The sequence below is a fragment of the Massilia timonae genome, assembly GCF_001866515.1.
GTDB classification, from domain to species: Bacteria; Pseudomonadota; Gammaproteobacteria; order Burkholderiales; family Burkholderiaceae_D; genus Telluria; species Telluria timonae.
This window is the reverse complement of record NZ_JRYB01000001.1, coordinates 4,272,724-4,291,190: the sequence shown is the minus strand read 5'-3', so window position 1 is coordinate 4,291,190 and position 18,467 is coordinate 4,272,724. Positions and strand designations below refer to the sequence as shown.

Annotated in this window: 13 protein-coding genes; 9 read left to right on the top strand and 4 right to left on the bottom strand. The window is 68.7% G+C overall.

All coding sequences use genetic code 11. The features are described 5' to 3' along the window. The first annotated feature begins 40 nt into the window (after positions 1-40). From LO55_RS18225 to LO55_RS18215, 3 genes are all read left to right on the top strand, one after another. Positions 41-637 carry a TetR/AcrR family transcriptional regulator gene (locus tag LO55_RS18225; RefSeq protein ID WP_071362555.1) on the top strand — a complete coding sequence of 199 codons (597 nt, stop codon included), beginning with the start codon at positions 41-43 and terminating at the stop codon, positions 635-637. Positions 638-684: 47 nt separating this feature from the next. Further along, positions 685-2,136, top strand: a complete 1,452-nt coding sequence (locus tag LO55_RS18220) for an MFS transporter (RefSeq protein ID WP_071362554.1) — start codon at positions 685-687, stop codon at positions 2,134-2,136. Between the two features lie 239 nt (positions 2,137-2,375). Then, positions 2,376-3,368, top strand: a complete 993-nt coding sequence (locus tag LO55_RS18215) for a site-specific integrase (RefSeq protein ID WP_071362553.1) — start codon at positions 2,376-2,378, stop codon at positions 3,366-3,368. Between the two features lie 18 nt (positions 3,369-3,386). Here LO55_RS18215 and lldD read toward each other — a convergent pair whose 3' ends face one another. Continuing rightward, positions 3,387-4,520, bottom strand: coding sequence for an FMN-dependent L-lactate dehydrogenase LldD (gene lldD / locus LO55_RS18210; RefSeq protein WP_071362552.1), 1,134 nt, complete (start codon positions 4,518-4,520; stop codon positions 3,387-3,389). A 262-nt stretch (positions 4,521-4,782) separates the two neighbouring features. On the opposite strand from lldD, the gene LO55_RS18205 reads away from it, so the two are divergent. From LO55_RS18205 to LO55_RS18185, 5 genes are read left to right on the top strand one after another with little or no spacing between them, the layout of a single operon-like run. Then, positions 4,783-6,657, top strand: coding sequence for a rhamnogalacturonan lyase (locus tag LO55_RS18205; protein ID WP_071362551.1), 1,875 nt, complete (start codon positions 4,783-4,785; stop codon positions 6,655-6,657). A gap of 10 nt (positions 6,658-6,667) precedes the next feature. Further along, complete coding sequence (locus tag LO55_RS18200) at positions 6,668-7,888, top strand: DUF4861 family protein (protein WP_071362550.1); 1,221 nt, start codon at positions 6,668-6,670, stop codon at positions 7,886-7,888. A gap of 4 nt (positions 7,889-7,892) precedes the next feature. Then, positions 7,893-10,574 (top strand): exo-rhamnogalacturonan lyase family protein, encoded by a 2,682-nt coding sequence (locus LO55_RS18195; RefSeq protein WP_071362549.1) that lies wholly within the window; start codon positions 7,893-7,895, stop codon positions 10,572-10,574. Between the two features lie 19 nt (positions 10,575-10,593). After that, the gene (locus LO55_RS18190; RefSeq protein ID WP_071362548.1) at positions 10,594-11,883 is read left to right on the top strand and encodes a rhamnogalacturonan acetylesterase; all 1,290 of its coding nucleotides are present in this window, start codon (positions 10,594-10,596) and stop codon (positions 11,881-11,883) included. Next, positions 11,880-12,854, top strand: coding sequence for a glycoside hydrolase family 43 protein (locus LO55_RS18185; protein WP_071362547.1), 975 nt, complete (start codon positions 11,880-11,882; stop codon positions 12,852-12,854). Before LO55_RS18190 ends, LO55_RS18185 begins: the two co-directional genes overlap by 4 nt. A 9-nt stretch (positions 12,855-12,863) precedes the next feature. Here the strand turns inward: LO55_RS18185 and LO55_RS18180 are convergent, their stop codons facing one another. Together LO55_RS18180 and LO55_RS18175 are read right to left on the bottom strand one after the other, a co-directional pair. Further along, positions 12,864-14,288 carry a glycoside hydrolase family 88/105 protein gene (locus LO55_RS18180; protein ID WP_071362546.1) on the bottom strand — a complete coding sequence of 475 codons (1,425 nt, stop codon included), beginning with the start codon at positions 14,286-14,288 and terminating at the stop codon, positions 12,864-12,866. A 15-nt stretch (positions 14,289-14,303) separates the two neighbouring features. Then, positions 14,304-16,586 (bottom strand): DUF6250 domain-containing protein, encoded by a 2,283-nt coding sequence (locus LO55_RS18175; protein WP_071362545.1) that lies wholly within the window; start codon positions 16,584-16,586, stop codon positions 14,304-14,306. Between the two features lie 156 nt (positions 16,587-16,742). Between LO55_RS18175 and LO55_RS18170 the strand changes: the two genes are divergently transcribed. Then, positions 16,743-18,092, top strand: a complete 1,350-nt coding sequence (locus tag LO55_RS18170) for a TolB-like translocation protein (protein ID WP_071362544.1) — start codon at positions 16,743-16,745, stop codon at positions 18,090-18,092. A 49-nt stretch (positions 18,093-18,141) separates the two neighbouring features. Here LO55_RS18170 and LO55_RS18165 read toward each other — a convergent pair whose 3' ends face one another. Next, positions 18,142-18,465, bottom strand: a complete 324-nt coding sequence (locus LO55_RS18165; protein WP_071362543.1) for an L-rhamnose mutarotase — start codon at positions 18,463-18,465, stop codon at positions 18,142-18,144. Between the last annotated feature and the right edge of the window lie 2 nt (positions 18,466-18,467).

The following is an 18,467-nucleotide window of genomic DNA, read 5'->3' as shown; positions in this document are numbered from 1 at the left end:
CCGATCGGTTCACATATTGACCAGCACCTCAGGATTATCGATGACAAATCATGGCGGCCCCGGTCGCCCACGCGAATTCGAACTGGACGTCGCCGCACGCGATGCGATGAACGTATTCTGGGACCGGGGCTACGAAGGCGCTTCCCTGCCCGACCTGATCGAAGGCACGGGCCTGTCGCGCGGCAGCCTGTACAAGGCGTTCGGCGACAAGAAGGGATTGCTGCTGGCCGCGCTCGACCTGTACATGGACAAGGGGCTGCAAGCCACCACTGACCTCCTGTCCAGGCCGGGCTCGGCCAGGGAAGCGATCCGCGCTTCGCTGATGCGCCTTGCCGCCCTCTCCTCCGGCGATGCGGGGCGGCGCGGATGCCTGATCGTGGCGATGGCCGCCGAGGTCGGCACGCACGACCCGGACATCGCCGAACGCACCGGCCGCATGTTCCGCCGCCTGCAGCAACTGTACGCGCAGGCGATCGCGCGCGGCCAGGCAAGCGGCGAAATCGCGCCACGCGACCCACAGGTGCTGGCCCATTTTCTTGTCTGCCAGATCCAGGGCATGCGCGTGCTGGGAAAGACCGGCGTTCCCGAGACGGAGATGGTCGCGATCGTCGACACCGCCATGCGTCTTCTCGACTGAATTTTTTTGTCCAATTTGGAACCGATTGGTTCCGTAAAGGGAATCCGATGACTCACACGACCTTGCCCGAATCGCGCCGCTGGGCGATCTTCGCCGTCCTGCTGGTCGGTTCCTTCCTGCCGCCGCTGGACTTTTTCATCGTCAACGTGGCGCTGCCGTCGATCCAGTCTGAACTGGGCGCCTCGGCCTCGGCCGAGCAGCTCGTCATTTCATCCTACGCCGCGCTGTATGCGGTCACCCTGATCAGCGGCGGACGCCTGGGCGATCTGTTCGGTCGTGGCCGGATCTTCCTTTTCGGGCTGGCCGGCTTCGCCGCCGCATCGCTGCTGTGCGGCCTGGCCTGGTCGCCGGCGGCGCTGATCGCCGGGCGCGCCTTGCAGGGAGTGACCGCCGCCATCATGGCGCCGCAGGCGCTCGCGTCGGTCCATGCGATCTTCCCGGAAGCCGAGAAGCCGCGCGCCCTCGGCCTGTACGGCGCCGTGTTCGGCCTGGCTTCCGTCATCGGACAGGCGCTGGGCGGCATCCTGATTGCACTGGACCTGTTCGGCATGGGCTGGCGCATGATCTTCCTCGTCAATCTGCCGGTGGCGATCCTGGTCCTGGCATTCGGCCTGCCCTTGCTGAAGGAAACGCGGGCGCCGCGCTCGAGCCGGCTGGATCCGGGCGGCACGGCGCTGTCGGTGCTGGCGCTGGGCGCCCTGATCGTGCCGCTGATCGAAGGCCGGGAAGCCGGCTGGCCCTGGTGGTCCTGGCTGTGTCTGTGCGCCGCGCCCGTGCTGGCATGGTGCTTCTGGCGCCACCAGAACGCGCTTGTCCGCGCAGGCGGCGCGCCGCTGGTCGACCCCACCGCGCTGCGCGCACCGGGCATGCGACGCGCGCTGGCGATCGCCTTGCTGCTTTACGCGCTGGCCGCCTTTTTCCTGCTGTTCTCGGTCTATTTGCAGAACGCGCTGCACGTGAGCGCCCTGGACGCCGGCCTGGTGTTCCTGCCGTTCGGCCTAGGCTACCTGCTCGGCCCCCTGGCGACGCCGTTCGGCAGGCGCCTCCTGGGCGAGTGGCTCAATCCGGTCGGCATGGCATTGCTGACAGCGGGCTTTATCGGCCTGACCGCGCTGGTGGCGGCGACGCCGGTGGGTGTCGCGCCGGCGGGGGTGACGCTGGCCGCCCTGCTCTTCGTCATCGGCTGCGGCCAGGGGCTGGCGCTGCCGTCGCTGATGCGGATGATCACGGGCCGCGTGGCGCCCGCCCATGCCGGGATGATCGCCGGCGTCGCAAGTTCGACCCTGCAGGTCGGCACTGCGCTCAGCGTGGCGCTGATCGGCGGCGTCTTCTACACGGTCCGCGGCGTGCATGACGACCCGGCGGCGATCACGGACGCCTTCACCGTCGCCATCCTGTGCATCGCCTGTTGCCTCGGCCTCGGCGCGGTGCTGGGCGCGACGCTGGCGCGCCAGGCGAGCGTCGCGCCGATCGTGACAGGCCGGACCAGCGGTGCGTAAGGCCGCCGACATCCGCACCTATTCTCGACGGCGCCCACGCGGCGCCATCGCAGGGGCGTCGGAACCGCCTTCTCTGCGCATGGAGCGTCCACCGGCCGCTCCTTTCCTGCAAGCCTGGCTGAGTAGTGTTATCTGCTTCGTAGTCGTTGGCGTTAGCTGATTTGTTTGTGTGGTTGTTTTATGTTGGTTAGTTACGTTTTATGATATGGTGACGTCATCTCCATCCACTCCGTCTCGCCATGCACACCGCCACTTCGTGGGATGCCGACCCAGTCAAATCATTCAAGGCTTTCGTGTCCACCGCGGCCTTCGCCGAAACCGGCCGGCGCCAGCGCGCCGACGGCACCTTGCGGATACCGTCGGCGGCATCGGCAAAGATCTATCTCTTCATGTTCAACAACCTGGCCGGCTGGCTGCAGGAACAGGGACTCACCTTCTCCAGGGTGTCGAAGGCCGACCTGCTGCGCTTCATCGGCCGCACGGTCAAGGGCAAGCGCGTCCTGAACAGCAAGATCGCCTACCGCTACCTGCGCCTGCTGGAACGCTGCTACGAACACCTCGGGGTCTTGCCCAATCCGGCGCAGGAGGCGATCCTCGGCATCGACCGCGCTCACATGGCGAAGGACGAGGCCGGACGCACGCTGTCGGAAGACCAGCTGCAGCGCTTCTTCGCCGCGCTGCCCGCCGAAGCGCCGCGGCGGCGGCGCAACACGCCTTTCGATGGCTGGAAACGCCGGCGCGACCGCGCCATGCAGGTCGCCATCGCCCTGGCGGGACTGAAGGTATCGGAAGCGGTCGGCCTCCTGACCACCGAAGTCGGACGCCAGGCGTCGATCGATGGGGCGATCGTGCTGACGATCACCCCGGAGGAAAAGCACGACACCAGCCACGAACACGAGGTCGCCCTCCCCCGCGCAGGCGCCGACGAGCTGCGCGCGTGGATGGAGGAACGCGAAGCGATGGCGATCCCGGGCGAGTTCGTGTTCCCGGCCAACCTGACCGGCGCCAGGATGACCAGGAAGACCGTGTATATGCAGATGCGGGCCACCTTCGAACGGGCCGGCATGGACTTGTCGCGCTCCGGCGGGCGCACCTTGCGCAACACCTTCGCCAAGCGCCAGCTGGACGCGGGCGCGAGCCCGGACGAGCTGAAGGACGTGCTGGGCCTGGCGCTCGAACGTTCCGCCGCCGACTACCAGCTCACGCGCGTGCGACCCGATCCGCAAGAGTGAGCCGGGCCTGAAGGAAGGTCAGGCCGCCAGCAGGTGCGGCCCGATCTCGTCTACCTTGCGCACGCCGGTCAGGACCATATTCGTGCGCAAGTCCTTTTCCATGATCTGCAGCAGGCGCTCGACCCCGGCCTGGCCTTGCGTGGCGAGCGCATAGACGAAGGCGCGCCCCAGCAGGACGCCGTCCGCCCCCAGCGCCAGCATGCGGAACACATCGGTTCCGGTGCGCACGCCGCCGTCGGCGAAGATCGTCATCCGTCCCTTGACCTCGGCCGCGATGGCCGGCAGCACCGAAGCGCTCGACGGCGCCCCATCGAGCTGGCGGCCGCCGTGGTTCGACACCACGATGCCGTCGGCGCCGAAGGCCAGCGCATCGCGCGCATCTTCCGGATCGAGGATGCCCTTGATCACCAGCTTGCCCTGCCACTCGTCGCGGATCCATTGCAGGTCGGGCCAGGCGATGCCGGGGTCGAAATTGGCGCCGAGCCAGCCGATGTAGTCGGCCAGGCCGGTGGCGCTGCCGCGATAGGCCGTGATGTTGCCCAGGTCGTGCGGACGGCCGAACAGCCCCACGTCCCAGGCCCAGCGCGGATGCAGCACCGCCTGCAGCATGCGCCGCAGCGGCGCGTTCGGCCCGCTCATGCCGCTGTGGGCGTCGCGGTAGCGCGCGCCGGGCACCGGCATGTCGACCGTGAACACCAGGGTGCGCGAGCCGAGTTCCCATGCACGACGCATCACGTCGCGCATGAAGCCGCGGTCCTTCAGCACGTACAGCTGGAACCAGATCGGGTGCGCGGCCTGGGCCGCCACCTCGGCCAGCGGGCACACCGAGACGGTCGACTGGATGAACGGGATGTTGCGGTGGCAGGCGGCGCGCACCGCCTGCACCTCGCCGCGCCGGGCGTACATGCCGGTCAGGCCAACCGGCGCCAGCGCGATCGGCAGCGAATAGCTTTCGCCGAACCACTGCACGTTCAAATCGAGCTGCTCGGAGCCGCGCAGCACGCGCTGGCGCAGCCTGATCGCCTGCAGGTCGTCGACGTTGCTGCACAGGGTCTGCTCGGCGCCCGCGCCGCCGTCGAGGTAGTGGAACAGGAAGGGTGGCAGCCGGCGGCGCGCGGCCTGGCGGAAGTCGGTGGCGGACGAAATGATCATGTACGGATACTGGATGAGCAGATGAGCGGATCGAATCCGCAGTCTACGCCGTCGCGCGCATCCTCGTCCATCCAGGGGCCCGGGATAATCAGCGTCCTGAGCGCGCACGCCGTATTGACATGCAGGGCAAACGCTCAAGCGCCTGATTAAATGGACCGCAGGGCCGCCCGCCCGTTGACACTTCCCGAACGGAAAATGAATACTCGGCCGGGCAAGCCTTGACCAGACCAGGGCGCAGACCAGGACGCAGACCAGGACAACGATGGCATCCATTCCCCCTTACCAGAAACTGAAACGCGGCGCGGCCCTCGCGCTGCTGGCGCTGGCCTGCGCTGCCTGCGCCACCCCGGGCCGCCAGCTCGAGCCGCTCGATCGCGGCGTCGTCGCGATCCACACCGGCGCGGGCAATTTCGTCAGCTGGCGCGCGCTCGGCCCGGAAGACCCGGCCACCACCTTCAACCTGTACCGCGACGGCGTGCGCATCAATGCCACGCCGCTGAGCGCGACCAACTTCGTCGATGCGGGCGCCTCCGCCAGCGCGGCCTACAGCGTACGCGCGGTCAGCAAGGGGGCCGAAAGCGCCATCGACGGGCGCGCCGGCGCCACCTGGCCGCAGCCGTTCAAGACCATCCCCTTGCGCAAACCCGCGGGCGGCGTCACCCCGGATGGCGAGGCCTATACCTATGGCGTGAACGACGGTTCCGCGGCCGACCTCGATGGCGACGGCGTCTATGAATTGCTGGTCAAGTGGCAGCCGACCAACGCTCACGACAACGCCCATCGCGGCTACACGGGTTCGACCTTCATCGATGCCTACCGCCTGGACGGCACGTTCATGTGGCGCATCGACCTGGGCAGGAACATCCGCGCCGGCGCCCACTACACGACCTATCTCGCCTTCGACTTCGACGGCGACGGCCGCGCCGAACTGATGGCCAAGACCGCCGACGGCACCATCGACGGCGCCGGCAAGGCCATCGGCGACCCGGCGGCGGACCACCGCAACAAGGACGGCTACATCCTGGCCGGCCCGGAATTCCTGACCGTGTTCGACGGCCGCACCGGCGCCGCCCTGGCCAGCACCGACTACGCGCCGCCGCGCGGCGACGTCGCGGCCTGGGGAGATGCGCACGGCAACCGGGTCGACCGCTTCCTGGGCGGCGTGGCCTATCTCGACGGCGCGCGTCCGAGCGCCGTGTTCGCGCGCGGCTACTATACCCGCGCCGTGCTGGCGGCCTGGGACTGGCGCGACAACCGGCTCACCCGGCGCTGGGTATTCGACAGCGACCTGCCCGCCAATGCGGCCGCCGCCGGCCAGGGCGCGCACTGGATGGCCGTGGCCGACGCCGACGGCGACGGCCGCGACGACATCGTCTATGGCGCCGCCACCATCAGGAGCGACGGCGCGCTGATGTACAGCACCGGCCTGTGCCACGGCGACGCCCTGCACGTCGGCAAGCACGACCCGGGCCGGCCGGGCCTGCAGGTATTCATGGTGCATGAGTCGCCCTCTTGCTACAAGGGGCATGGCGCCGAGATGCACGACGCCGCCACCGGCCAGGTCTTGTGGGGCATCGCCAGCAGCATCGACGTGGGACGCGGCATCTGCATGGACATCGATCCCGCGCATCCGGGCAACGAGTGCTGGGCCGCGATCGGCGGCATCAACAACCCGGCTGGCGGCCCGGTGAACGCTGCCGGCGCGCAGATCTCGCCCGTGCGCCCGCGCGCCTTCAACTTCGGCCTGTGGTGGGATGGCGACCTGCTGCGCGAGTCGCTCGACGGCACCCGGATCGAAAAATGGAACCCGCAGGCGCAGCGCCTCGAGCCGCTCCTCGACGGCGCAAGGCATGGCGCGGCCTCGATCAACGGCACCAAGGCCAATCCCGTGCTGACGGCCGACCTGTTCGGCGACTGGCGCGAAGAAGTGGTCTGGCGCGGCGCCGACGACGCGGCGCTGCTGGTGTTCTCCACCACGGCGCCGACCCGGCACCGCATCCCGACCCTGATGCACGACACCCAGTACCGGGTGCAGGTGGCGGCGCAGAATGCCGCCTACAACCAGCCGCCCCACCCCAGCTTCTTCCTCGGCGAAGGCATGACCTTGCCGCTGCAGGTTTCCGATCAATCCAGATAAAGCGTTTGACATGACTGTTCGCCTTTCCCTTCCCCTCGCCGCCCTCGCCACCCTGCTCACCTTCGACGCCGGCGCCTTTGATCGCCTGAGCGTGACCGCCAGCCATGCGCTGGACATCGCCCGGCCGGCCGAAACGATCTCGATTCCCTGGGCTAGAATCAACGAGGCCCTGCCGCAGGCCCGATCGCAGCAGCTCGTGATCAAGGACGGGGCCGGCCGCACCCTGGCCTATCAGGTGACCAATGTCGCGGCCACCGCCAAGGACCCGCAGATGATCGGCGCCGCCTACGGCGAGCTGCTGTTCCAGTACGATTTCAAGGCGGGTGAGAAATCGGCCACCTTCAGCATCGAGAAGGCCGGCGCCACCGTGCCGCCCTTCCCTCCCAAGACCTATGCGCGCTTCGTGCAGGAGCGGCTCGACGACTTCGCCTGGGAAAACGACAAGCTGGCGCACCGCGCCTATGGCCCGGCGCTCAAGGCGCCGGCGCCGCCCGGCAGCGACAAGGAAGTACTGGTCACCAGCGGCCTCGATATCTGGTTCAAGCGGGTGCCGTATCCGATCGTCGACCGCTGGTACAACATCGGCCACGACCACTACCACGTCGACCAGGGCGAAGGCATCGACATGTACAACGTCGGCCCCACCCGCGGCGCCGGCGGCACCGGCATCTGGGACGGCAAGCAGCTCCACGTCGGCGCCAACTACCGCGAGTGGCGGATCCTGGCCAACGGCCCGATCCGCACCGTGTTCGAACTGCACTACGACGCCTGGGACGCGGGCGGCGCCAAAGTGTCCGAGGTCAAGCGCTTCACGGTCGACGCCGGGCGCTGGTTCGACCGCATCGACAGCACCTTCACCTTCAGCGGACCGGCCACGCTCAACGCCGCCGTCGGGCTGCACAAGAACCCGAGCGACAAGGGCCAGGAAGTGAAAGTCGACTTCGCCCAGGACAAGGCGGACGGCAGCCTGGTGCAATGGGTCACCCAGCGCAGCTTCGGCGACTTCGGCGTGGCGGTGATCGTGCCGTCGGCCTCGGGCTTCGCCGCCGACGCACGCAACGGCCTGGTGACGGCGCCGGTCACGTCGGGCCAGCCCTTGCGCTACCATGTCGGCGCCGCCTGGACCCGCGGCAGCCCGTTCGCGACCCAGGCGCAGTGGCAACAGCACGTCGCCGACGAGGCGCTGCGCCTGCGTTCGCCGGTGAACGTGAGCCTGGCCGCGGGACGCTGACAGCATGGCGCCGCTGTCCCGCCGCAGCTTCTTCAAGACCGGGGCCCTGGCCGCCGCGTTGCCGCTGGGCCTGAACGCGGCCCAGGCCGACGCCGCGCCGGCCACGCCGGCCGCGCCGGGGAAGGTGGATCTATCCTGGCTCGAAGGCAGGCCTGCCTTGCTGACCGGCGCCACCTTCGGCGTGCCCTGGCCACGCGGCGCGCTGCCCAAGGACCAGGCCTTCGTCCTGTCCGGCGACGGGCAAGACCTGCCCTGCCAGAGCTGGCCCCTGGCCTACTGGCCGGACGGTTCGCTGAAGTGGAGCGCGCACGCGCTGCCGCCCATGGATGCGGCGCCGGAACGCCTGCGGCTGCGGCCGGCCAGTTCCGGCGCCACGGGCGGCAAGCAAGTGACGCTCAAGGAAAGCCCGGACGCCATCGTGATCGACACCGGCGTCATCGAGTGCGCCATCCCGCGCCAGGGCGCCGACATCGTGCGCAGCCTGCGGCGCGGCGGGCGCGAGATCGCGCGCGCGGGCAAGCTGGTCGCCCTGAGCGACGACAGCCCGGACGGCAGCACCCGGCAGACGGCCTACGAGAGCCGGCTGCAGCGCGTCACGCTCGAACAGCGCGGACCCGTGCGCTGCGTGGCAAAAGTCGAGGGCATGCACCGCGCCCGGGATGGCGACCGTTCCTGGCTGCCGTTCACGCTGCGCCTGTATTTCTACGCCGGCGCCGAATCGGTGCGCATCATGCACACCTTCGTGTTCGACGGCGACGAGCAGAAGGATTTCGTGCGCGGCCTCGGCCTGCGCTTCGACGTGCCGCTGGTCGACGCTCCCCACGACCGTCACGTGCGCTTCGGCGGCGAGGCTGGCGGCCTGTGGGCCGAGGGCGTACGCAATCTCACCGGCTTGCGGCGCGATCCCGGCGAAGCGGTGCGCAAGGCGCAGCTGGCCGGCCAGGCCGTGCCGCCGATCGCCGAGCGGGTGAACAAATCGCTGCACCTGATCCCGGCCTGGGGCGACTACAGCCTGGCGCAGCTTTCTCCCGACAGCTTCCGCATCCGCAAGCGGACCAAGGCAGGCCATGGCTGGATCGACGCGGCCTGGGGCCGGCGCGCGCCGGGCCTGGGCTATATCGGCGGCGCCAGCGGCGGCCTGGCCTTCGGCATGCGCGACTTCTGGCAGCGCCATCCGACCCAGCTCGACATCCGCAACGCGCAGACGGACGCCGCCCAGGTCACGCTGTGGATCTGGGCGCCGGATGCGCCGGCGATGGACCTGCGCTTCTACCACGACGGCATGGGCATGCAGACCCATGCCGACGAGCTGCAGGCGCTGGACGTCACCTACGAGGATTACGAAAAAGGCTTCGGCACGCCGGTCGGCGTGGCGCGCAGCAGCGAATTCACATTGTGGGCGCTGGACACGACGCCGGCGCGCGAGCAGCTGGTGCGCATTGCGGCCCATGTCCAGTCGCCGCCGCAGCTGTGCGCGGCGCCAGCCCACATCCTGGCCACGCGCGCCTTCGGCAACCTGTATGCGCTGCCGGACCGCTCGACGCCGGCCAAGGCCCATTTGGAGGACCGGCTGGATGCCCATTTCGCCTTCTACCGCGACGAGGTCGAGCAGCGCCGCTGGTACGGCTTCTGGGACCATGGCGACGTGCGCCACACCTACGACCGTGATCGCCACGAATGGCGCTACGACGTCGGCGGCTATGCCTGGGCCAATTCGGAACTCTCGCCCGACCTGTGGCTATGGTACGCTTTTCTGCGCAGCGGCCGCGCCGACATCTTCCGCATGGGCGAAGCCATGGTACGCCATACCACGGACGTGGACACCTACCACCTGGGCCGCTTCGCCGGCCTGGGCACGCGCCACAACGTCCAGCACTGGGGCTGCAGCGCCAAGCAGGTGCGCATCAGCACCGCGGTCTACCGCCGCATGTACTATTACCTGACGGCCGACGAGCGCACCGGCGACGTCATGCGCGAGCTGCTGGACGCCGACCTGCGCCTGGATGCGGTCGACCCGGTGCGCAAGCTCCCGAACCAGCCGCCCAAGGACCCGTATCCGGTGCGCGCCAGCTTCGGCACCGACTGGGCCTCGCTGGCGGCCAACTGGCTCACCGAATGGGAACGCAGCGGCGACACCCGCTACCGCGACAAGATCCTGACCGGCATGCGCGACATCGCCGCCATGCCGCACGGTTTCTTCAGCGGCGAACGCATGGGTTACGAGCCCCGCAGCGGGCGCCTGCACAATATGGCCGGCGACAGCGTCAAGGCCTCGCACCTGAACGCCGTGTTTGGCGCGGTGGAGGTATTCGACGAACTGATCGCCCTTACCGGAGACCAGGCCTTCGAACGCGCCTGGCTCGACTACTGCGCGCTGTACAACGCGCCGAAGGACGAGCAGCAGCGCTGTCTGGGCAAGCCGCATGGCGGCTCCGACGTGCTGGTGATCGGCCACTCGCGCCTGACTGCATACGCGGCCTGGCGGCGCAAAGACCCGGCGCTGGCGCGCCGCGCCTGGACCGAGTTCGCGGGCATCCGCCCCTATCCGCCGTTCGTGGCCACCAAGGTCCTTGGTGCGGCCACGCTCAATCCGGTCCTCGAAGTGCCATGGGTCACCACCAACGACACCGCGCAATGGGGCCTGGCCGCGATCCAGAACCTGGCGTTGATCGGTGACGTCCTCTGACCTGTCTATGCGATTCGCCATGACCCACTCATTTCACGCATTCTGCCTGGTGGCCGGCGCGCTGCTGGGCGCGCAGGTGCACGCCGCCGCGCCGACCCGATTCGTGTTCGGCGACGCCGAGCCGCCCGCCGGCCACACCCGCGTCGCCCCCGGCACACCCTACGATGCAGGGCGCGGCTACGGCTTCGAGGACGGCGGCAGTTATTTTTCGGTCCGTCTCCCCGAAGGCAACTACGCCGTCACCGTCGTGCTTGGCCATGCCACGCAGCCGACCGCGACCACGATAAAATCCGAGCTGCGCCGGCTGATGCTCGAGAACGTGCCGGCGGCGGCCGGACAGCGCGTGCTGCGCACCTTCGTCGCCAATGTGCGCACTGCGCGCATCGCCCCCGTGCCTGGCGTCGCGGCCGGCGCGGTCGCCCTCAAGGCGCCGCGCGAGACCGAGTCCGAGGCCTGGAACTGGGACGAGCGCCTCACCCTGGAATTGAACGGCGAGCCAGACGCCGTCCAGCGCATCGAGATCGCGCCGGCCAGGGTGCCGACCATCTTCCTGCTGGGCGACTCGACCGTGAGCGACCAGCCGGGCGAACCGTACAATAGCTGGGGCCAGATGCTGCCGCGCTTCTTCGGTCCCCAGGTCGCGGTGTCGAACCACGCGCAGTCGGGCGAGACCTACCGCGACTCGCTGGCGCGCCGCCGCATCGACAAGATCCTGAGCATGATGCAGCCGGGCGACCTGCTCCTGATGCAGTTCGGGCACAACGACCAGAAGCAGGTCAAGGACGGGCGCAGCGGCCCATTCACGACCTACAAGGCCGAGATCAAGGCCCATGTGGACATGGCCCGTGCGCGCGGCGGCCTGCCGGTGATCGTCTCGCCGGTCGAGCGCCGCGCCTTCGACGCGGCGGGCCAGGTCAGGCCCACGCTCAGCGACTACGCCGAAGCCGCGCGCCAGTCGGCGCGCGAGCTGGATGTGCCCTTCATCGACCTGAATGCGATGAGCAAGACCCTGTACGCCACCCTCGGCGTGGAAGGCTCCAAGGCGGCGTTTGCCTCGCCCGCCCCGGGAAAGCTGGACAACACCCACCACAACCCATATGGCAGCTACCTGCTGGCCAAGGCGGTGGCGCTGGGCATGCGCGAGGCGAAGCTTGCGCTGGCCGCCCACCTCGTCCCCGACTTCCGTTTCGACCCGGCCCATCCCGATCCGGTGTCCGGCTTCACGGCGCCGCCCAGCCCCGGCCGCACGCAAGCACGGCCGCTCGGCGACGACGGGCAGCGCGAAGTGACCACCGGGGCTGCTCGATGAGGCGCCGCACCACCCTTGCCCTGCTGGCGAACGGCCTGCTCGGCGGATGCGCCGGCCCGCTGTCGGCTAGTCGGGCCACCGAAGACCCGGCCTACCTGTTCTCCTACTTCCTGGGCAATGGCGCCGACGGCCTGCATTTCGCCGCGAGCCGCGACGGCTACCAGTGGGAGGCGCTGCGCGGCGGCGCCAGCTTCCTGGCGCCCACCGTCGGCCCGACCAGGTTGATGCGCGACCCGTGCATCGCGCGCGGACCGGACGGGATGTTCCATATGGTGTGGACCAGCGGCTGGAACGATACCGGCATCGGCTACGCTTCCTCGCCCGACCTGGTGCGATGGTCGAACCAGCGCAGCCTGCCGGTGATGGCGCACGAACCGGGCGCGCTCAACGCCTGGGCGCCAGAAATATTCCACGACGCCGGACGGGCGCACTTCCTGATCCTGTGGTCGTCGACGATCCCGGGCCGCTTCCCGCATACCGAGGCTGGCGGCGACGCCGCCGGCGACAAGCAGTACGACCACCGCATCTACGCCACCACCACGAAGGATTTCGCCAGCTTCACGCCGACCCGGCTGTTCTACGATCCGGGCTTCTCGGTGATCGACGCCACCTTCGTGCGGGCGCTCGGGCACGACTGGCTGGTGGTGAAGGACGAGACCCGCCATCCGCCGCGCAAATACCTGCGGGTCGCACAGGCCGCCAGCCTGGAAGGCCCGTTCGGGCCATTGAGCGCGCCGGTCACGCCGTCCGGCCTGTGGGCCGAGGGGCCGAGCGCGCTGCAGGTCGGCGACGAGGTGCTGCTGTACTTCGACGCCTACACCGCAGGCCACTACGGCGCGCTGCGCTCGCGCGACATGCTGCACTGGGAAGACGTCAGCACGCGCATGCGCTTTCCGCGCAAGATGCGCCACGGGACCGCGTTCGCGGCCCCGGCCAGCCTGGTGGAAAGGCTCAGGGCGCTGACGCCCTGAGGAAGAGGGTCAGTCGCGGCCGCCCTGGAACATCAGGCCGCTATCGTTCAGCCCGAACTTGAACTTCTTGTTCATCTCGATGATCTCGGCGCCGGCCAGCAGGGTCGGACCGTAGCCATGCGCCGCCTTGACGCTGGTCGGGCGATAAGCATAGAACGCCGGGTCGAAGGCCATGCCGGTGCCGACGCAAATCCCCTCGATCTGGCCATTCTGCGTCACCTTGCTGGCCACGGCGTTCCAGGCCAGGTTGGCCATCGGGCCATACATCTCCGGTTCGACATAGCCGCGGTTGACCGCGCGCGCGATCGCGTAGGCATAGATCGCGGTGGCCGAGGTCTCCTGATAGGTGTCGTTGCGGTCGATCAGCTGGTGCCAGAAGCCGTCGCGGCTCTGGTAGCCGGCCAGTCCGCGGATGTGGGCGCGCAGCTGTTCGAGCACGGCGTTGTAGCCCTTGTGGGTCTTGGGCAGCACTTCGAGCACCTCGACCATCGACATCACCGCCCAGCCGTTGGCGCGGGCCCAGCGCAATTCGGGATGATCGCGCTTGCCCTCGACGTAGCCGTGCATGTAGATGCCGAGCCTGGGGTTGAACATGCGCTTGGAGAACTGCTGCACCTGGCGCACCGCGTCGTCGTAGTACCTGGCCTCGCCCGTGGTCTTGCCCAGGTAGGCCATGGTCGGCACGCCCATGAACATATCGTCCAGCCACAGGGTGTCCGGCAGCGGACGCATCTTGCGGCCGCCCTTGCCGTCCGGGCCGCCGCGCGCCAGCGTGCCGTCCTTCAGGCGGTATTCCTTGTTGGTGACGAAGTCGCCGCACACGCCGATCATCTGGCCGTAATCGACCTTGGAGCCGGCCACCTTGGCCTTCATGAAGCTGTGGCACAGCGCACCGGCGTCGTCCAGCGCGTGCGGGTTCAGGAAGCTCTTGATCGGCGCATGCGCGTTCTGCGCATCGGCCTTCACGACCGGCAGGTAGGCGCGGGTCAATTGGGACAGCAGGGTGTGGCGCCTGGTCACGTAGTCCTGGTAGCGGGCGTCGCCGGTGGCCTGGGCCGCGGCCAGCATGCCGATGTAGGTCACGCCCCACTCGTAGCTGGTCAGGCGGAAGTCGCCGGGCTTGAGCACCGCGTTCGGGTTGGCCTTCGTTACGTCGGTGATGGCGGCGCCCGTGGTCTTGTCGATCAGCTCCGCCGGCGTGGTGCGGTCGAGGTAGGCGAACACGCGGTCGAGCACGGCCTTGACCTCGGCCGCTTCCATGGCGCGGTACGGCGTCGGGTAAGTCACCTCCAGCGCGTGCAGCATGGCGTCGGCCGGCGCCGGTCCTTTTTCCTGCGGCGGCGGAGCGTCCTGGGCGATCGCGCCCAGGGAGAACGGGAACAGGCCCGCCACGAGAATGGCCATCAGGGTGTGGCGCGGCTTGGGGGAATGCATCGGTGAAGTCTCCTTTTATTGGATTTGGTGGATGGTCAGTCCGTCGATCGTCTGGCGCGACCACGTGGTGCGAAAACCGACATACCCGCGCGTGAGCGGCCGCGGGTCGTAATACGTAAACAGGTCTCGGCCGTCCACGCGCATGCGCGTGCAGCCATCGCGCACCGCGATCTCCACTAGATAGTCACGGTTCGGTGCGAGCAGGAAGTCGCGGCCCAGGCGCTCGGCGACCAGCTCGCGCTTTCCGTCGCCGTAGCGGCGCATGCGCGTGGTCGTGTTGCCGTTGCCGCCCATGCCGGCGTAGTACAGTTCCAGGTCGTCGTAGTCCTCGAACTTGCCGGAGCGGGTGAACAGCGTGTCGCGCGCCGGATCGCGCGCCATCCAGAACTGGTTCAGGTCCGACAGGCGGTCGTTCGGCCCGCCGTCCATCACTACCCGGCGCGTGTAGGCGATCAGGAGGTTGCCTGACAAAGGCTTGTCGAGCCACACGGTGGCGCCCGAATCGACGTCGATCAACAGCCGTCCGTCGCGGTTGGCGACGACATTGCCGGGCTTGCGCGCATACTCGCTCACATAGCCGGTCAAGGGGCCATTGAAATCGTCCTGATGGAGCAAGGCGCCGCGCTCGCCCCAGCGCACGCAGGCCCGTGGCGAAAAATAGGCGCCCAGCGGATCGCCCGGCAGCGCGGCCAGGCCGGCGACGACCCGGCGCGCATTGAATTCGGCGCCGGGGGCGTTGGTATGGGTGCGGGCGTCCGAGAAGAAGGTGTCGACGGTGGCCGCCCCGACCTCACGGTAGGCGTCCGAGACCAGCATCGTCAGGTCCATGAAGTGGGCGCCGCCGGCCGCGGCCACCTGCCGGCCCCAGTCGGCGAAGTTGGCGAAGTCGCGTTCATGCTGCCACTTGTCGCGGTGCGGAATGGGCGAGGCGATGACCACGATGGCGCCCTTGTCCCTGGCGTCGGCGACGTAGCGCGCCATATACCAGCCGAAGCTGTGCACCGCTTCCCTGCTGCCGTCCGGGCGGGTGTCCTCGACCGTTTCCGGGCCGATCCCGGGAACCGAGGCGCGATTCTTCGACGCCGGATCGCCGATGCGGCCGCCGTCGTTATGGCCGAACTGGATCAGCACCACGTCGCCGCGCTTGAGCTGCGCCCTGACACGCTCCCAGCGGCCCTCGGTGTAGAAGGTGCGGCTGCTGCGGCCGCCGATCGCGGCATTGACCACATTGATCTTGCCGGCATCGAAATACGGCGCGATGCGCTCGCCCCAGCCGATCGCGCCGTTCTGGCCACCGCTCCTGACGGTGGAGTCGCCGACCAGGAACAGGGTCGGCAAGGACGGATCGCGCGCCGCCTCGTCGCGCACGGCGCGCGCGTCGACCACTGGGCGCACGTCTTCCACCGGTTTGAGGAAGGTCTTCATGCGCGGATCGTCCAGCCTGGCCAGCTCGGTCGCCACCACCTGGGCGTTCAGCACGGCGCCGGCCCAGTTGGTATGGACGCGTTCGTCCGGCACGGTGGCCGGGAACAGCGCCATGACGGCGTCACGCCCCATCGCGTCGTAGCGCGCCGCCACGATCTCGTTCAGGTCGATGAAACCCACCTTTTCGCTGCGCGCCACCTCGGCCGCCCAGCCGGCATAGTCGGCGCGGTTGCGGCGCACCTTGCCCTGCTGGGGACCATCGTCGTTCCAGGCCTTGCGCGGCACCAGCGAAGCCACGACCGGCGTCGCCCCCTTGGCGCGGATCTCGGCGATGTACTTGCGCAGGTACCAGCCGTAGCTGTGCACCGTCTCGCGCTGGCCGGTCAGGAGGTTGTCGATCTCGGTGGATTCAATGCCCACGCCGCGCAGCGTGCCGCGCGCACGCTTGTCGTCGTTGACCGGCGAGGCGTCGTTGTGCCCGAACTGCATGATGACGACATCGCCCGGCTTGACCAGGGCCAGCGTACGCTCCCAATGCCCGCTGCTGATGTAAGTGCGGCTGGACAGGCCGCCCACCGCGCGGTTCACCAGGTTGACGCGCGCCGCATCGACTTGGGCCGCCAGCGGATTCCCCCAGCCCCACTGCCCCTGCGCGCCCTTGCCCTGGCCGTCGTCGTGGCCGTTGCGCACGGTGGAGTCGCCGATCAGGATGATCGAAGGCAGGGCCGGGTTGGCCGGTTCCGGCAGCACGACCCGGGCGCGCGCGGGGTCGGTATTCACGGCGGCGGCCAGGCCTTGTCCATGGCTTGACGCCATGGCGCAGGCCAGCACCAGCCATGCCAATATCCGCTGCAGGGCGCGCGAAACAGTCATTGCCACGGTCTCCATCGGTCGTTGTTATAGGCAGATTCTATGCGGCGCGATCAGCCATGGCGGTCAAACCGCGGAAAGAATCAGCAATATGATTGGAAATGAGCAACTCGTACTGTAACAATGAGCGGACAACATCCACAAGACGGAGACACCCTGATGCGACCCCTCATCCATTCCGCGATCGGCCTGGCCGTCGCGCTGCTGCTGTGCGCCGACGCCTCGGCCCAGATCGGCAAACGCTTTCCCTCCGAGCGCAAGCTCGTCAAGGATCCGGTCACCGGCACCGAACTGACCTTCCTGACCAGCAAACCGCACGGCGACTCGAAGATCTATCCGACCCACCCGCAATGGACTGCCGACGGCAAGTGGCTGGTGTTCCGCTCGCGGCTGGCCGGCAGCGAGGCGCTGGCGGTGAACGAAGAGACGGGCGACCTGGTGCAGGTGACCGAGGGCGGCTACACCGGCATGCTGAACCTGGCGCAGAAGTCGATGAAGCTGTACTACATGCGCAAAGGCGACGCTGGCCTGCAGATCGTCGAAACCGACCTGGCGCGGGTGCTGGCCGACAGCGCCGCCAGGCGCATGCAGCCCGCGGCGACCTACCAGCGCGTGGTCTCGAACCTGCCGGCCGAACTGGAAGCCGGCGGCGACCTGGCGCTCGACGCCGACGAGGAATGGGTCTATTTCAAGGTCGGCCCCGGCCAGGCGGCCAGGCACCTGGCGCCGGGCACCAAGATCGAGCCCGCCTTCGGCCCGCGCAAGATGGGCGCCGGCCCGCAAGGCATCGCGCGCCTGAACGTGCGCACCGGCGAAATAAAACACGTGGTGTCGGTGCCGTTCCAGGTCGGCCACATCCAGGCCAATCTGTGGAATCCGGGCGAGATCGTGTTCTGCTGGGAGACCGGCGGCAAGTCGCCGCAGCGCACCTGGACCGTGCGCGCCGACGGCAGCGGCCTGCGTCCGCTGTATCCGGAAGCGCCGTACGAATGGGTCACGCACGAGGCGGTGATCACGAAGGACGAGGTGGCGATGGCCATCATGGGCCACCGCGCGATTCCCGGCGCGGCGGCCCCGGTGGCCGGCCCGGCCACCGACGTGGGCGGCGCCAATCCGGGCCAGGACGACGGCTGGGGCGCCACCGGCACCCGCGAAAAGCCGACCGGCCTGGCGATCGTCAACCTGCGCACGCGCCAGATGCAGATCGTCGGCCAGACCGAATCCGGCAGCGGCCTGTGGCACGTGCACGGCTCGAGCGACGGCCGCTTCGCGGTGGGCGATGACTTCAGCCGCAGCGTCTACCTGATCGACCGCCGCAACCGCGAGATGATGCTGCTCACCACCGGCCACAAGACCACCGCGGCCGACCACCCGCACCCGACCTTCAATGCCGACGGCACCCGCATCCAGATCCAGTCGGCGATGCTGTCCGAGGACGGCCGTTCGATGAATATCGTGGTGGTGCCGGTGCCGAAGGCCTGGCTCGAGCGCAGCTTCCCGGCGCGCTGACGCACATGGAAAACGGCCTGGCGATGCCAGGCCGCGGAGCCAATCGGGTTCAAGCCAGGTGGAATACCTGGGTCAGCGGCCACTCCTTCGGCCGGTTGCCCGGCTCGACCTCCATCAGGTCGGCCATGTAATCCCACCATGTGCGCATCACCGGATGATCGGGCAGCGGACCGAGATCATGCCCCGGGCGCAGCTTCATCACCGCGAACAGGTCGAGCGTCGCCTCGTCGAGGAAGATCGCGTAGTCGTGGATGCCGGCGCCAGACAACAGCGCGGCCAGCTCGGGCCAGATGGCGTCGTGCCGGCGCCGGTACTCCGCCTCGTTGCCGGCCTTGAGCTTCATGCGGAAGGCGCGCGTGGCGTTAACGCCCATGC

Excerpts from the sequence above, each read along its gene's own strand:
- LO55_RS18225 (WP_071362555.1), top strand. The coding sequence starts at position 41 with ATGACAAATCATGGCGGCCCCGGTCGCCCACGCGAATTCGAACTGGAC.
- LO55_RS18220 (WP_071362554.1), top strand. The coding sequence starts at position 685 with ATGACTCACACGACCTTGCCCGAATCGCGCCGCTGGGCGATCTTCGCC.
- LO55_RS18215 (WP_071362553.1), top strand. The coding sequence starts at position 2,376 with ATGCACACCGCCACTTCGTGGGATGCCGACCCAGTCAAATCATTCAAG.
- lldD (WP_071362552.1), bottom strand. The coding sequence starts at position 4,520 with ATGATCATTTCGTCCGCCACCGACTTCCGCCAGGCCGCGCGCCGCCGG.
- LO55_RS18205 (WP_071362551.1), top strand. The coding sequence starts at position 4,783 with ATGGCATCCATTCCCCCTTACCAGAAACTGAAACGCGGCGCGGCCCTC.
- LO55_RS18200 (WP_071362550.1), top strand. The coding sequence starts at position 6,668 with ATGACTGTTCGCCTTTCCCTTCCCCTCGCCGCCCTCGCCACCCTGCTC.
- LO55_RS18195 (WP_071362549.1), top strand. The coding sequence starts at position 7,893 with ATGGCGCCGCTGTCCCGCCGCAGCTTCTTCAAGACCGGGGCCCTGGCC.
- LO55_RS18190 (WP_071362548.1), top strand. The coding sequence starts at position 10,594 with ATGACCCACTCATTTCACGCATTCTGCCTGGTGGCCGGCGCGCTGCTG.
- LO55_RS18185 (WP_071362547.1), top strand. The coding sequence starts at position 11,880 with ATGAGGCGCCGCACCACCCTTGCCCTGCTGGCGAACGGCCTGCTCGGC.
- LO55_RS18180 (WP_071362546.1), bottom strand. The coding sequence starts at position 14,288 with ATGCATTCCCCCAAGCCGCGCCACACCCTGATGGCCATTCTCGTGGCG.
- LO55_RS18175 (WP_071362545.1), bottom strand. The coding sequence starts at position 16,586 with ATGACTGTTTCGCGCGCCCTGCAGCGGATATTGGCATGGCTGGTGCTG.
- LO55_RS18170 (WP_071362544.1), top strand. The coding sequence starts at position 16,743 with ATGCGACCCCTCATCCATTCCGCGATCGGCCTGGCCGTCGCGCTGCTG.
- LO55_RS18165 (WP_071362543.1), bottom strand. The coding sequence starts at position 18,465 with ATGGGCGTTAACGCCACGCGCGCCTTCCGCATGAAGCTCAAGGCCGGC.